This is a genomic window from Pseudarthrobacter sp. WHRI 8279, assembly GCF_040224115.2.
Classification (GTDB): domain Bacteria; phylum Actinomycetota; class Actinomycetes; order Actinomycetales; family Micrococcaceae; genus Arthrobacter.
The window spans coordinates 1,690,724-1,704,170 of record NZ_CP168162.1; the positions used below are offsets into that span (position 1 = coordinate 1,690,724).

13 protein-coding genes are annotated in these 13,447 nt (G+C 65.5%); 5 read left to right on the forward strand and 8 right to left on the reverse strand.

Features of this window, described 5'->3' with window-relative positions; all coding sequences use genetic code 11:
- Positions 1-36 precede the first annotated feature (36 nt).
- Positions 37-369: a protealysin inhibitor emfourin gene (locus ABRP28_RS07690; RefSeq protein ID WP_350001658.1), complete on the forward strand. Its 333-nt coding sequence runs from the start codon at positions 37-39 to the stop codon at positions 367-369.
- Positions 370-468: 99 nt separating this feature from the next.
- On the opposite strand, the gene ABRP28_RS07695 is transcribed toward ABRP28_RS07690, so the two are convergent.
- Complete coding sequence (locus ABRP28_RS07695; protein ID WP_350001660.1) at positions 469-1,437, reverse strand: helix-turn-helix domain-containing protein; 969 nt, start codon at positions 1,435-1,437, stop codon at positions 469-471.
- Positions 1,438-1,518: 81 nt separating this feature from the next.
- Between ABRP28_RS07695 and ABRP28_RS07700 the strand changes: the two genes are divergently transcribed.
- A complete protein-coding gene (locus ABRP28_RS07700; RefSeq protein WP_350001661.1) occupies positions 1,519-1,686 on the forward strand; it encodes a hypothetical protein in 168 nt (55 codons plus the stop codon).
- A gap of 76 nt (positions 1,687-1,762) precedes the next feature.
- Positions 1,763-5,761: an ATP-dependent RNA helicase HrpA gene (gene hrpA, locus ABRP28_RS07705; protein WP_350001663.1), complete on the forward strand. Its 3,999-nt coding sequence runs from the start codon at positions 1,763-1,765 to the stop codon at positions 5,759-5,761.
- Between the two features lie 62 nt (positions 5,762-5,823).
- Here hrpA and ABRP28_RS07710 read toward each other — a convergent pair whose 3' ends face one another.
- Genes ABRP28_RS07710 through ABRP28_RS07720 form a run of 3 tightly spaced genes read right to left on the reverse strand, consistent with a single transcriptional unit; the run spans position 5,824 to position 8,287 of the window.
- Complete coding sequence (locus ABRP28_RS07710; protein WP_350001664.1) at positions 5,824-6,249, reverse strand: HIT family protein; 426 nt, start codon at positions 6,247-6,249, stop codon at positions 5,824-5,826.
- A complete protein-coding gene (locus ABRP28_RS07715; RefSeq protein WP_350001666.1) occupies positions 6,246-7,394 on the reverse strand; it encodes an NAD(P)-dependent alcohol dehydrogenase in 1,149 nt (382 codons plus the stop codon). The genes ABRP28_RS07710 and ABRP28_RS07715 overlap by 4 nt, the downstream gene beginning before the upstream one ends.
- Positions 7,391-8,287 carry a sulfurtransferase gene (locus ABRP28_RS07720; RefSeq protein WP_350001668.1) on the reverse strand — a complete coding sequence of 299 codons (897 nt, stop codon included), beginning with the start codon at positions 8,285-8,287 and terminating at the stop codon, positions 7,391-7,393. Before ABRP28_RS07720 ends, ABRP28_RS07715 begins: the two co-directional genes overlap by 4 nt.
- Before the next feature lie 76 nt (positions 8,288-8,363).
- On the opposite strand from ABRP28_RS07720, the gene ABRP28_RS07725 reads away from it, so the two are divergent.
- Positions 8,364-9,467 carry a PLP-dependent cysteine synthase family protein gene (locus tag ABRP28_RS07725; protein WP_350001669.1) on the forward strand — a complete coding sequence of 368 codons (1,104 nt, stop codon included), beginning with the start codon at positions 8,364-8,366 and terminating at the stop codon, positions 9,465-9,467.
- Here the strand turns inward: ABRP28_RS07725 and ABRP28_RS07730 are convergent.
- On the reverse strand, positions 9,464-10,120 hold the full coding sequence (locus tag ABRP28_RS07730) for an MBL fold metallo-hydrolase (protein ID WP_350001671.1): 657 nt from the start codon (positions 10,118-10,120) through the stop codon (positions 9,464-9,466). The genes ABRP28_RS07725 and ABRP28_RS07730 overlap by 4 nt on opposite strands.
- 94 nt (positions 10,121-10,214) lie before the next feature.
- On the opposite strand from ABRP28_RS07730, the gene ABRP28_RS07735 reads away from it, so the two are divergent.
- On the forward strand, positions 10,215-10,679 hold the full coding sequence (locus ABRP28_RS07735) for a Fur family transcriptional regulator (RefSeq protein ID WP_350001672.1): 465 nt from the start codon (positions 10,215-10,217) through the stop codon (positions 10,677-10,679).
- On the opposite strand, the gene ABRP28_RS07740 is transcribed toward ABRP28_RS07735, so the two are convergent.
- From ABRP28_RS07740 to ABRP28_RS07750, 3 genes are read right to left on the reverse strand one after another with little or no spacing between them, the layout of a single operon-like run.
- The gene (locus tag ABRP28_RS07740) at positions 10,676-11,554 is read right to left on the reverse strand and encodes a metal ABC transporter permease (protein ID WP_350001673.1); all 879 of its coding nucleotides are present in this window, start codon (positions 11,552-11,554) and stop codon (positions 10,676-10,678) included. The two genes, ABRP28_RS07735 and ABRP28_RS07740, sit on opposite strands and share 4 nt — an antisense overlap.
- Positions 11,554-12,369: a metal ABC transporter ATP-binding protein gene (locus ABRP28_RS07745; RefSeq protein ID WP_350001674.1), complete on the reverse strand. Its 816-nt coding sequence runs from the start codon at positions 12,367-12,369 to the stop codon at positions 11,554-11,556. The genes ABRP28_RS07740 and ABRP28_RS07745 overlap by 1 nt, the downstream gene beginning before the upstream one ends.
- The gene (locus tag ABRP28_RS07750) at positions 12,366-13,355 is read right to left on the reverse strand and encodes a metal ABC transporter solute-binding protein, Zn/Mn family (RefSeq protein WP_350001675.1); all 990 of its coding nucleotides are present in this window, start codon (positions 13,353-13,355) and stop codon (positions 12,366-12,368) included. Before ABRP28_RS07750 ends, ABRP28_RS07745 begins: the two co-directional genes overlap by 4 nt.
- Positions 13,356-13,447 lie beyond the last annotated feature (92 nt).

Consider the following 13,447-nt stretch of genomic DNA (forward strand, 5'->3'; position numbering starts at 1 on the left):
GCCGCCGGGCTGCAGGGGAAGCCCAAGGACCAGGCCATGAAGATCAGCGTTGAGCGCACCGGAGGAATCGCCGCGATACCACGGGTGTGGACTGTGGAAGCCCGCTCCGAGACCGCTATCAGCCAGTGGCAGCCCATCGTGGAAGCCTGCCCGTGGGATTCGGTGCCCAGGACGCCCAGGGCTGCGGCAGAGAAGTTCGCTGGACACCAGCCGGACCGGTTCCTCTACTCCATCCGGGCCGGCCAGCACCGGGCCGCGCTTCCCGAGCAGGCCGTGACCGGACCGTGGCGGGTGCTGGTGGACAGCACCCGGGAAGCCGCCGAGGCATCCCGGGTCCAGCGGCGGCAGGACGGCGCGTCCCCCGGCTGAGTCCGTGCAACAGCTTGGCTGGTGCAAGGAAGGCTCAGCCGGGTGCACAGAAGGCTCCGCTGCAGCCCGAGGCCGGAACCCGCTCCGGCCAGGCAGCAGCTACCCCGCCTCAGCCAGTTGGCCGCGGAAGGCCCTGCGGTATGACTGCGGGCTGGTGTCCAGGACCTTGGCGAAGTGGTGGCGCAACAGGACAGGATGCCCGAAGCCGGACTCCCTGGCGATCTCGTCGATGTTCAAGTCAGTGGATTCAAGGAGCTCCTGGGCGCGGAGTACGCGCTGCGAGTTGAGCCAGGCGGCAGGGGTGGCTCCGGTCTCCGACCTGAACCGCCTTGCAAAGGTCCTCGCAGACATATGGACCCGTGCCGCCAGTTCATTCACCGTGTGCTCGTGCTCGAGGTTTTCCACCATCCAGCGCAGCAGTTTTTCCATGGGGGCTGAACCGCAGGTGGGCATGGGGCGGTCGATAAACTGCGCCTGGCCGCCGTCGCGGTGCGGAGGAACCACCATGTCCCTGGCGATCGCGGCAGCCACGTGCGCGCCCAGTTCCACGCGCACCAGGTGGAGGCATGCATCGATCCCCGCGGCGGTGCCGGCGGAGGAGATGATGTTGCTGTCCTGGACGTACAGCACGTTCTCGTCAACCTGCACCAGCGGATACTCGGCGGCCAGCTGGCCCGAATAGTGCCAGTGGGTGGTGCAGCGGCGCCCGTCGAGCAGGCCGGCACGGGCAAGCGCAAAAGCGCCGGAGCAGATGGACATGACCCAGGCACCACGGGCATCGGCAGCGCGGAGCGCCTCCAAAACCTGTTCGGGCAGCTCCTCGTCCCTGCCGTAGGGCGCCATGATGACCAGGTCCGCATCCTGTGTGGCTTCGAGCCCCAGGGCCACGTTCATGGACAGCCCCGACTTCAACGGCACGTTTCCGGGGTAAGCGGTGCACACGCGGAAATCGAAAGCCGGAACGCCGCTCCCCCTGGCCGATCTGTCGATGCCGAACACTTCGCACACGGTACCGAATTCAAACATCGAGAAGTTGGGAACCACGATGACTGCCACTGACTTGAGCATGTCTTCAGTGTGGCAGGAATTTTAGCTTTTTGGTCATTTCTGCCACTTTTTTCTGTCTGGCGAGGAGAGAAGCATGGAGGCATGGAAATCCTCATAACCGCCCTCCTCATCGTGATCCTTCTCGTTATCGCCGCCACCTTCTCAGCCCTCCTGCGTGACGGAAGGGGACATACGCCTCCGGTCGAATCCCACGAGGCATGGTCCGCCCTGGACCTTCCGAGCATCAACTACACGCTGCGCATCTTCTAACCACCCGCCGATCCGGAAACAACTGCAGACAGTCGAAACGGGATGCCCGGGCTCCCGCAGTAGACTGTCAGCAGACATGACACTTCACATCGCCTATCCCGCTGAGCTGCCGGTTTCCGAACGGCGCGAAGACCTGATGGCAGCCATCGCAGCAAACCAGGTCACCATCATCGCCGGCGAGACCGGCTCCGGTAAGACCACCCAGATACCCAAAATGTGCCTTGAGCTTGGGCTGGGTGAGGATGGCCTGATCGGCCATACCCAGCCCCGTCGGCTGGCCGCGCGCACCGTGGCCGAGCGCATCGCGGAGGAGCTGGGCGTCGACATCGGCCAGGAGGTGGGCTTCCAGGTCCGCTTCACCGGCGAAGTCAGCCGTGCCACGAAAATCAAGCTGATGACTGACGGCATCCTGCTGGCGGAAATCCAGCGGGACAAGCTGCTGCGCAAGTACAACGCAATCATCATCGATGAGGCCCACGAACGCAGCCTGAACATCGACTTCATCCTGGGCTACTTGAAGCGGATCCTGCCGCAGCGGCCGGACCTCAAGGTGATCATCACCTCCGCCACCATCGACCCCCAGCGGTTTGCCAACCATTTCGGCACAGCGGAAAAACCCGCACCCATTGTCGAGGTCTCCGGACGGACCTACCCCGTGGATATCCGTTACCGCCCGCTGTCCCAGCCGCCCGGAGGGGCGGCCACGGATGACGACGGGAATGGCTCCGACGACGAACTTGAGGAAGACCGCGACCCGCTCGACGCCGTCTGCGACGCCGTCGATGAACTCGCGGCCGAGGCACCCGGCGACATCCTGGTCTTCTTTTCCGGCGAGCGCGAGATCCGGGACGCGGCCGACGCGCTGCAGGCCCGCATCCAGTCCAACCGCCGGCTCGCCGGAACGGAAGTCCTTCCGCTCTTCGCCCGGCTGAGCCTGCAGGAACAACACAAAGTGTTCCACCCCGGCAACAAACGGCGGATCGTGCTGGCCACCAACGTGGCCGAAACGTCACTCACGGTGCCGGGCATCAAATACGTCATCGACACCGGAACCGCCCGTATTTCCAGGTACTCGCACCGCACCAAGGTCCAGCGCCTGCCCATCGAGCGGGTCTCGCAGGCGTCCGCCAACCAGCGTTCGGGGCGGTGCGGCCGCGTCTCGGACGGCATTGCCATCCGCCTCTACTCCGAGGAAGACTTCGAATCCCGGCCCCTCTACACGGACCCCGAGATCCTGCGGACAAACCTCGCTGCCGTCATCCTGCAGATGACCGCCATGGGAGTGGCCCGCGGCCCCAAAGACGTCGAAAACTTCCCGTTCGTGGAACCACCTGAAACACGGGCCATTAACGACGGCGTTACGCTGCTCCGTGAGCTCGGCGCCCTCGCGGCCGCCCGGCCGCAGAACGGCACGGACGGGGCGAAAAGCGGCGGCGGGCTCACCGCCGTCGGGCAAAAGCTTGCCCAGCTGCCGGTTGATCCCCGGCTGGGCCGGATGATCGTGGAGGCGGGAAAACGCGGCTGCGTCCGCGAGGTGATGATCCTGGCAGCTGCCCTCACCATCCAGGACCCGCGCGAGCGCCCAACAGACAAGCAGCAACTCGCGGCGGAAAAGCACAACCGGTTCAAGGACGAGAACTCGGACTTTACCGGCTTCCTTAACCTCTGGAACTACATCCAGGAGAAGCAGCAGGAGCTCTCGTCGTCGGCCTTCCGCCGGATGTGCCGGGCAGAGTTCATCAACTACCTGCGCGTGCGCGAGTGGCAGGATCTGTTTGCCCAGCTGCGCCAGCTGGCCCGGCCCCTGGGCATCAGCCTCGACAACAAGCGCCTGGCCGATCCCGTGGGCAACCACGATGGCATCCACATCAGCCTCCTTTCCGGGCTCCTGAGCCACATCGGCATTCTGGACGAGCGCAAGCGCGAGTACGCCGGAGCACGCGGGTCCCGTTTCGCGATCTTTCCCGGCTCGGCCCTGTTCAAGAAGTCGCCCACGTTCGTGATGGCCGCGGAACTGGTTGAAACCAGCCGGCTCTGGGCCAGGGTGGCTGCCAGGTTCGATCCTGTCTGGGCGGAGCAGGTGGCGCCGGACCTGGTGAAGCGCAGCTACAGTGAACCTCACTGGTCTACCCGGCAGGGCGCCGTGATGGCCTACGAGAAGGTCACCCTCTACGGCGTGCCCATCATCGCCCAGCGCAGGATCAATTACGGCAGGGTTGACCCGGCGGTAGCCCGGGAACTGTTTATCCGGCATGCCCTCGTGGAGGGGGACTGGAAAACGCACCACAAGTTCTTCCACCGCAACCGCGCCCTCCTGAATGAGGTCGAGGAGCTCGAGGCCAGGATGCGCCGCCGGGATCTCCTGGTGGATGACGAGACGCTGTTCGAGTTCTACGATGCGCGGATCGGGCCTGACGTGGTGTCCGAGCGGCACTTCGACAAGTGGTGGAAAGAGGCGCGGCAGACGAATCCGGACCTCCTGGACTACGACAAGTCGCTCCTCCTCAGTGACGACGCCGACGACCTCGACGACTCCGCCTACCCCAAGACCTGGCTGCATAAGGGCTTCGAACTTCCCCTGAGCTACGAGTTCCACCCTGTTGCCCCGGGCTCACCGCCCAATCCTTCCGACGGCGTGACAGCCGAGGTGCCCGTCCTGTTCCTCAACCAGCTGGACGACGAAGCCTTCCGCTGGCTGATTCCCGGGCAGCGCGTGGAGCTGGTGACAGCCCTGATCAAGTCGCTCCCCAAGCAGATACGGAAGAACTTCGTCCCTGCCCCGGACGTGGCACGCCAGGCGGTGGCAGTGCTGGAAGCCGACTTTGATCCGGCGGCCGATGACCTGGAACCCTCCCTTGAGCTCGCCCTGCGCCGCATCCGCGGACACATCGTCCCTCCGGGGTCGTGGAACTGGGATGCCGTCCCCGCCCACCTGCGTGTCTCGTTCAGGGTAGTGGACAGCAAGGGCAAGGTCCTGGATGAAGGCAAGGACCTCGCTGCATTGCAGGAGAAACTGGCTCCGGCCACCCGGCGGGCCATCGCCGAATCCCTGGGTGCCACGCCCGCCTCCACCGCTCCCGGCGGCGCCAAGGGCTCCGGCAACGGCAGGAAGGCCGGGCAGGCAGCCGGCCAAGGGTACGACGCCGGCTCCCCCGCGGCACGGCAGCCGGCCGAAGTGCCGGCAGCCGCAGCTTCGGCAGGTTTCAGGGAGCAGGCAGGCCTGACGGAATGGAGCTTCGGTACCCTTCAGCGGCAGGTCAGCAACACGGTCAAGGGCCACACCGTCACCGGGTATCCGGCGGTTGTGGACCAGGGAACGTCAGTGGCGCTCCGGGTCTTCCAGACGGCGGCAGAACAGGCGGAGGCGATGCGCGGCGGCGTGATCCGCCTGCTGGCCCTGCGCGTCCCGGCACCGGACCGCTACGTGCTGGAGCATTTGAGCAACACCGAGAAACTGACGTTCAGCCAGAACCCGCACGGCTCCGTCTCAGCCCTGATCGCGGACTGCGCTCTGGCAGCCATCGACAAACTCACGCCCCAGGACCTTCCGTGGGACCGGGAATCCTTTGACCGCCTGTATGAGGTGGTCCGGGCCGAACTGATCGACACGGTGTTCAGCGTGACCGCCGTGGTGGAGCGGATCCTGGCCAGCACCCGTCGGATCGAAAAGCAGCTGAAGGGGACCACCAGCCTGGCGCTCATTTCTGCCCTCAACGACGTCAAGAGCCAACTGGAGCAGCTGGTGTACCCGGGCTTTGTGGCACGGACGGGCTACGCACAGCTCAGCCAGCTGCCCAGATACCTTTCCGCCATCGAGATGCGGCTGGAACGCCTGCCGGGCAACGTCCAGCGGGACGCCCTCAATATGGCAGTGGTACAGCGGCTTGAGGACGACTACGACGATGCCGTGTCTGCCCTGCTTCCCGGACGCAAGGCCGGACCTGAATTAACCCGGGTGCGCTGGATGCTGGAAGAGCTCCGGGTGAGCCTCTTCGCCGTCGAACTCGGCACAGCGTATTCGGTGTCCGAGAAGCGTATCCGGGCCGTGCTCAACAAAGCACTGGCCCCGGCGTAGGGCTCTTCTTTCCCGCCAGGCTTCGGCGCGGATCCCGGACCGGGGCCGCGCCGTACCGGGTTTCAGGCCGGGACGAACTCCCCGTATCCGGCGGCCCGGAGGCCCTGGCGGAGCTTCTCCGCATTGGCGTCGAGGACGTCGGGGTTCGGGTTCTGGTCCGCGGTGGCAAAGTTGAACTCCGCCATGCTCCGGGAAGGCCAGACGTGAACGTGGAGGTGGTTGATCTCATAGCCGGCCACAATAAGGCCCGCCCTTGCAGCGCCGAAGACATCCACCTGGACCGCGCCGATCCGGCGGGCCACTTCCATGACTTTGGCCAGGGTTTCAGGAGAGGCGTCGGTCCAGCGGTCCACTTCCTCGGTGGGAACCACCAGCGTGTGGCCATCGGCGAGCGGCCCCGTGGTGAGGAAAGCGCCAACATCGGGTTCCCGCCAGACGAAGCGGCCCGGGATTTCGCCGTTCAGGATCCTGGTAAAGAGAGTGCTCATGCGTGTGCCTCCTTGGCAGGTGCGTGCAGTGTGCTGGTGTCCAGCACAAACCGGTATTTCACATCGCCTGCCACCATCCGGTCGTAGGCTTCGTTGAGCTGGTCGGCTCGGACCATCTCGATCTCCGCCGCCACACCGTGCCCAGCGCAGAAGTCCAGCATCTCCTGGGTTTCTGCAATGCCGCCGATGAGCGACCCCGCATAGGCTATCCGGCGCCGGATCAATGAGCCCGGGTTGACCGGCGGCATCGGCTCTGACGGAAGGCCCAGCTGGAAGAGCGCACCGTCCACGCGGAGTGTCCGGAAGTAGGGGTTCAGGTCATGCGGGGCCGCGACCGTGTCGATGATGAGGTCGATGCTGCGGTTTGCCCCGGCCATCGCTTCTTCATCCCTGGACAGGACAACCTCATCGGCACCCAACTCAAGGGCGGCCGCCACCTTGGCATCCGACGTCGTAAACACCACCACCTTTGCGCCCATGGCCCTGGCAAGCTTGACGGCCATGTGGCCCAGGCCGCCCAGCCCCACCACACCCACAACATCCCCTTCTTCGACACCGAAGTGCCGCAGCGGCGAGAATGTGGTGACGCCGGCACAGAGCAAGGGCGCGGCGGCCGCCGGGTCAAGTGATTCCGGAACCCGCACAACGTAGCGCCGGTCCACCACGATGGACGAGGAGTATCCGCCCTGGGTGACGGAATCGCCGTTCCGGCGGTCGATGGCACCGTACGTGCCGGTCATTCCGTTTTCGCAGTACTGTTCCAGGCCGTCCAGGCAGCTCTCGCATGTCCGGCAGGAATCGACCATGCACCCGACGCCCACGCGGTCGCCGGCGGCAAAATCAACAACCGCGGAACCCACCCGGCGGACGGTACCCACAATCTCGTGTCCCGGCACCAGCGGCCAGGCCGTACCGCCCCACTCGCCCCGGGTGGCGTGGACATCCGAATGGCAGAGGCCACAGTATTCAATGGCTATTTCGACGTCGTCGGCCTTCGGCGTGCGCCGGGCGAGGGTCAGCGGCACCAGCCCGCTGTCCGGGGACGTTGCGCCGTAAGCTGCGGCAAGTACGCCGCCGCTCGAAGGTTCAGTTGAAGGGGCAGCAGGTTGTGCGAGGGGCGGAGGTACGGGTCGTCCTGGAGTCATAGTGCGACGCTACCCTTGCCCGCATCCGTGTTGCCACCCGGCTGCGCGCCGCCGAGGCCGGGCTCAGCCCCGGCGGCCACCGGCAGGTCCGGGTTGTTGGACCACTCGGAGAACGAACCCGGATACAGCGCGGCAGCAAACCCGGCGACTTCCAGGGCTGCGACCTCATGGGCCGCAGTAACTCCTGATCCGCAGTACACCGCGACCTGTACTCCGTCGCGGACGCCCAGCGACTCGAACCGGCGGCGGAGGGAGTCCGGTGGCAGGAACCGCCCGCTGCCGTCCACGTTTTCCGACGTCGGCGCACTGATCGCGCCGGGGATATGCCCGGCCCGCGGGTCGATGGGCTCAAACTCGCCGCGGTACCTCTCCCCCGCCCGCGCATCCAGCAGGAGGCCCGCCTCCGGCCAGGCGGACGCCGCCGTGGCGTCGAGCGCCGGCATCGTTCCATGCGTGAGGTGCACGCCGCCGGGGGCCGGAACAACGGGGCCTGCCTCAAGCGGAAGTCCCGCGGCACGCCAGGCGGCCAGGCCGCCGTCGAGCAGGTACACCTGCGCCAGCCCGGCGTCCCGAAGCATCCACCACACGCGGGCTGCCGCCATGTTGCCGCTGTCATCGTAGGCCACCACAACGTCGCCGTCGCTGATGCCCCAGCGGCGGGCAGATGCTTCGAAATCTTCCGGTGCCGGCAGCGGGTGCCTTCCCCGTTCGGGAACCCCGGGGGCGGCGAGTTCCGTATGCAGGTCAACAAACACTGCGCCCGGCAGGTGCTCCTGCAGGTAGTGGCGGTAGCCGTGGGGATCGCCCAGGGCCCAGCGCACATCCAGCAGTACGGTGCGCCGGTGATCCGCAAGGCGGGCCTGCAGACCGGCAACGTCCATCAGGGGGCTCATTGCACTCCTCCAGCGGTGGTTGGGCCAACGGGTCCACTCTAGCGGCAGCCCTTCCCGCCGTGGGTAGTCTGGTGCGGTGAAGATCGAGCGCAGCGCCAGCCGCTACACCGCGGACCGGGACTGGGCGGACCAGGCAATCCGCAAAATCCGGGCAGAAAACAACCGCTCCGCCGACACCCATCTCTACTCTGTCCCGCTTCCGGAGCATTGGGGCGTCCACCTCTACCTCAAGGACGAGTCCACCCACCGCTCCGGCAGCCTGAAGCACCGGCTGGCCCGCTCGCTGTTTCTCTTTGGGCTGGTGAACGGCTGGATCCGGGAGGACACCACCATCGTGGAAGCCTCCAGCGGCAGCACGGCCGTGTCCGAGGCGTACTTCGCGCAGCTCCTGGGCCTGCCCTTCGTTGCCGTGATGGCACGCACCACCAGCCCCGAGAAGATCGCCCTGATCGAGCAGTTCGGCGGTTCCTGCCTGCTGGTGGAGCACGCGTCCGACGTGTACGCGACTGCGCAGGAGGTGGCGGAGACCTGCAACGGCCACTACATGGACCAGTTCACCTACGCCGAACGGGCAACCGACTGGCGGGGCAACAACAACATTGCAGAGTCGATCTTCGGCCAGCTCGGGCTGGAGGAACACCCGGTGCCGGACTGGATCGTGGTGGGAGCCGGCACCGGAGGAACGAGCGCCACCATCGGCAGGTACCTCCGCTACCACAGCCACCCCACGCAGCTGCTGGTGGTGGATCCGGAAAATTCGGCGTTCTACCCGGGCTGGCGGGGCACCTCCGGCGCACCGGCGGGCCTGCCGTCCCGGATCGAGGGAATCGGGCGTCCGCGGATGGAGCCGAGCTTCGTGCCCTCCGTGATCGACCGCATGGTGCAGGTTCCGGATGCCGCGTCAGTGGCTGCGATGCGCCACCTCCACGGCCTTGCGGGGCTCCACGCCGGCCCCTCCACCGGGACCAACCTCTGGGGAGTGTGGCAGCTCGTGGCGGGGATGGTTGCCGCCGGCCGCAAAGGCAGCATCGTTTCCCTTATGTGCGACGGCGGCGAACGCTACGCGGGCAACTACTACAACGAGGACTGGCTGGCTGCCCACGGGCTGGACCCGGCACCATATGAAGCGGTGATCCGGCGGTTCATGGACACGGGCATATGGACCGGAGACGCAGCTTAAACGTCCACCGACTCCCGGGCCGCAAGATGGGCGTATTCGGTGCCGTACTTCGCACCGATCCGCTGGACATGGCCTTCCACGATCTTCAGGCCGTTCTCGTTGAGCAGCCCGTCGTGGATCTGGAATGCCCGCGGGGCCCTGACGGCAATCACGAAGTCCAGCACTTCGGCGGACTTGCTCCACGGTGCGTGGAGGGGAACAAGCAGCGTCTTGACGCTGATGCCGTCCGGAACCACGAAGGAATCCCCCGGGTGGTAGACGTTCCCGTCCACCAGGTAGCCGATATTGGCCACGATGGGGATCTGCGGGTGGATCAAGGCATGCTGGCCGCCGAAGCTGCGGATTTCGAAACCGGCAGCCTGGAAGGTTGAGCCCGGGTTCACGGCGTGGATGCGGGCGGCCTCGCCGGTGGCCTTGTCCTGCAGCTGGCCGGCAACACGCGCCGGGGCGAACACTGCAAGCCCGGCATTTGCGCGCAGCGCGTCCACCACGGCTGGAACGTCAATGTGGTCGGCGTGCTCGTGCGTCACCAGGACTGCCTCAGCGGACTCCAGGGCCTCAGCCGATTCCGAGAAGTTGCCCGGATCCAGGACCAGCGCCCTGCCGTCTTTTTCAAGCCGGACACAGGAGTGGGTGTATTTCGTCAACTTCATAGCGCCAGCCTAGGGTCCCTCTCCGGACCCTGTCCACGAAGCTCCGGCTGGTAATCTGGATCTTTGCCACCAACCTGAGGAAGCGAGTCCTTTCATGCCCGTCGGCGCCAAAGCTGATTCCACCACGTCATCCCCGGCGACGGGCGGCGGCAAGGAGCAGCGCGTCACGAAGCAGCGCCTGGCTGTCAGCGCGGCCCTGGATGAACTGGACGATTTCGTCAGCACCCAAGAGCTCTACCGGATCCTCCAAAACCAGGGCGCTTCGGTCTCACTGGCAACTGCCTACCGGATTCTCCAGTCCCTCGCTGACGAGGGCCTGGTGGATGTCCTGCGCAATGGTGACGGCGAGGCCGTATACCGCCGCTGTGCCGTTACCGGACACCATCACCACCTGCTGTGCCGGAGTTGCGGAAAGGCAGTGGAAGTGGAGGCTCCGGCCGTGGAAACCTGGGCGGCGCGCACAGCGGCAGAGCACGGATATACGGAAGTCGCGCATACCGTGGAAATTTTTGGCCTGTGTCCTGACTGCACGGCGCGCAAGGCCGCCGGCAACCTCTAGGCCGTTTCCGCCAGGACCCGCCCGTTGAGTCCGTTTCGGGCCCGCACCGAGCCAACCATCCGGCACACCACGTAGATCAGGAAGGACAACGTGGTGACGTAGGGGCTGATGGGGATGCGGCCTCCAAGCGCCAGCAGGATTCCGCCCACGGTCGCGGTCATCGCGAAGGCCACGCTGAGCAGCACCACCGCAACGGGCGAGGACGTCACCCTGAGTGCGGCCGCCGCCGGCGTGATCAGCAGTGCCAGTACCAAAAGGGCTCCCACCACCTGGATGGACAGGGCCACGCTGACGCCCAGCAGGACCATAAAGACGATGGCAAGCGTCCGCACTGGAACGCCCCGGGCCTCGGCAAGTTCGGGATCCACGCTGGCAAAATTGAGGGGCCGCCAGATGGCCGCCAGCGCCACCATCACCACCACTGCCGTCCCGGCAAGCGCCTGCAGCTGGACGGTGTCCACTGAGACGATCTGTCCGGTGAGCAGGCCAAACTTGTTGGCAGCCCGGCCTTCATAAAGGGACAGGAAAAGGATCCCCAGCCCCAGCCCAAAAGGCATGATGACGCCGATGATCGAGTTTTTGTCCCTGGCCCGGACGCCCATCAGGCCCAGCAACAACGCCGCGGTGACGGATCCGATCAGCGACCCAAAAACGATGTCCGCACCAATCAGCAGCGCAAAGGCGGCCCCGGCGAAGGAGAGTTCGGAGATGCCGTGCACCGCAAACGCCAGGTCCCGCTTCATCACGAAGGTCCCCACCAGGCCGCCCAGGAGGCCCAGGACGGCTCCGGCCCAAATGGAGTTCTGCACCAGGACGAGGAGTTCGCCGTAGTTTTCAAAACTGAAGATGGCGCCGAGGATACTGTCTGCGTCCATCAGGCTGCCTCTCCGGCCAGCACATGCGTTGGCGCATGGTGATGGGTGGTTGCGTCGGGCAGGCCCACCACCACAATGCGTCCGTTGGCGTGGATCACCTCGACATGGCTGCCGTAAAGGTCGGAAAGGACTTCGGTGGTCATGACCTCTTCAGGGGTACCCACCTTGAAACGCCCGCCGGCCAGGTACAGGACCCGGTCCACGTAGTCGATGATGGGGTTGATCTCATGCGTTACGAAAACCACGGCACTGTCCTGCTCGCGGCACTGCTTGTTGATCAGGGCGCTGACCGCCTGCTGGTGATGGAGGTCCAGGGAGAGCAGGGGCTCGTCGCACAGCAGGATCTGCGGATCCGTGGCAAGGGCCTGCGCAACCCGCAGCCGCTGCTGCTCCCCGCCGGACAACTGTCCTACCGGAACTTTCGCGTACTCCGTAGCCCCTACGAGTTCAAGGAGCTGATCAATCCTGCGGTTGGCCTTGCCCGAGGACAGGCGCAGGCCCCACCGGTGGCCGTCCACGCCCAGGCCCACCAGGTCCCGGGCGCGCATGGGGGTGTCCGGGGCAAACGATTTCTGCTGGGGGATGTAGCCAATGAGGCTGCTGCCCCGTTCCACCGGACGTCCGCCAAGGCTGGCCTGTCCCCGGTGGAGGTCCTGCAGCCCCAGCAGGACCTTCAGGAAGCTGGTCTTGCCGCTTCCGTTGGGACCCAGCACCGCGAAGAATTCGCCAGGCATGATGTCCAGGTCCAGATCCTCCCAGAGCGCCCGCTTACCGAACTTCAGGGACGCGCCGGTGAGGCTGACCACGGGTTTCAACTATTTGTCTCCAGAACTTTCGCGATGTTCTCCACATTGTCCGTCATCCACTGGAGGTACGTCTTGCCCTCCGGCAGTGTTTCGCTGAAGTCGACCACAGGAACCCCCGCTGTTTCCGCCGCCTTCTTCAGTGACTCCGTCTGCGGGCCTTCAGTCTGGCTGTTGTAGGCCAGCAGGCGCACCGACTTGGAAGCCACAAGGTCCGTGGCGGCCTTGAGTACTGCCGGCGGGACGTCCGAGCCTTCTTCAATCGCAGCAGTGTAGTCCTCCGGCGTGGCGTTCACCAGCCCGGCATCCGCCAGCAGATAGACCGGCACCGGCTCAGTCACCGCCACCTCGGTAGACGCCGAAGCGGTCTTCAGTGCATCCAGCTTGCCGTGCAGTTCTGCAATATTGGATTTGAAGGCTGAGGCGTTTGACTGGAACGTCGGAGCGGAGCCTGGATCCAGCTCACCCAGCTTTGCTGCGATTTCGTCGGCCAAACGTTCCATCGCCGGGAGGCTGTACCAGACATGCTCGTTCAACTCTCCGTGGTCGTGCGAGGATTCTCCGCCTTCCGCCGCTTCCGTGGCCGGGGCTTCCGCAGCAGCTTCCTCCTCCTCGGGATGCGCCATGCCGGAAAGTTCGACGGCGTTCAGCACCTTGGCGTCGTCGAGGCCGCTGTCTTCGGCCAGGGTGTGGATGAAGTCGTCGTAGCCGCCGCCGTTTTCCAGCACAAGGTCGGCTTTGGAGACTGCAAGCCGGTCCTGGGCGGTGGCCTCGTAGGAATGCGGGTCCTGGCTCGTCTTGGTGATGATGGCGGTAACGCTGACCTTGTCCGCGCCGATCGTCCTGGCGATGTCGCCGTAGACGTTGGTGGAGGCCACAACGTTGATTCCATCGGCTGCGCCGGGCGCGGGTTCCGCCTGCTGGCTGCACCCGGTGAGCAGCAGTCCAAGCCCGGCGAGGGCGGCGAGGGACGATCGGGCAGCGGTGAAACGGCGCACTGAAACCTCATTCAAGGGGGAAAGGCGAAGACAACCACTCCAGCCTACAACTAAATGGGAATGATTCCTATTTAGAAAAGGCTGCGCGGAGG

Excerpts from the sequence above, each read along its gene's own strand:
- ABRP28_RS07740 (WP_350001673.1), bottom strand. The coding sequence starts at position 11,554 with ATGGACGCAGACAGTATCCTCGGCGCCATCTTCAGTTTTGAAAACTAC.
- ABRP28_RS07730 (WP_350001671.1), bottom strand. The coding sequence starts at position 10,120 with ATGAAGTTGACGAAATACACCCACTCCTGTGTCCGGCTTGAAAAAGAC.
- ABRP28_RS07700 (WP_350001661.1), top strand. The coding sequence starts at position 1,519 with ATGGAAATCCTCATAACCGCCCTCCTCATCGTGATCCTTCTCGTTATC.
- ABRP28_RS07695 (WP_350001660.1), bottom strand. The coding sequence starts at position 1,437 with ATGCTCAAGTCAGTGGCAGTCATCGTGGTTCCCAACTTCTCGATGTTT.
- ABRP28_RS07690 (WP_350001658.1), top strand. The coding sequence starts at position 37 with ATGAAGATCAGCGTTGAGCGCACCGGAGGAATCGCCGCGATACCACGG.
- hrpA (WP_350001663.1), top strand. The coding sequence starts at position 1,763 with ATGACACTTCACATCGCCTATCCCGCTGAGCTGCCGGTTTCCGAACGG.
- ABRP28_RS07710 (WP_350001664.1), bottom strand. The coding sequence starts at position 6,249 with ATGAGCACTCTCTTTACCAGGATCCTGAACGGCGAAATCCCGGGCCGC.
- ABRP28_RS07720 (WP_350001668.1), bottom strand. The coding sequence starts at position 8,287 with ATGAGCCCCCTGATGGACGTTGCCGGTCTGCAGGCCCGCCTTGCGGAT.
- ABRP28_RS07735 (WP_350001672.1), top strand. The coding sequence starts at position 10,215 with ATGCCCGTCGGCGCCAAAGCTGATTCCACCACGTCATCCCCGGCGACG.
- ABRP28_RS07715 (WP_350001666.1), bottom strand. The coding sequence starts at position 7,394 with ATGACTCCAGGACGACCCGTACCTCCGCCCCTCGCACAACCTGCTGCC.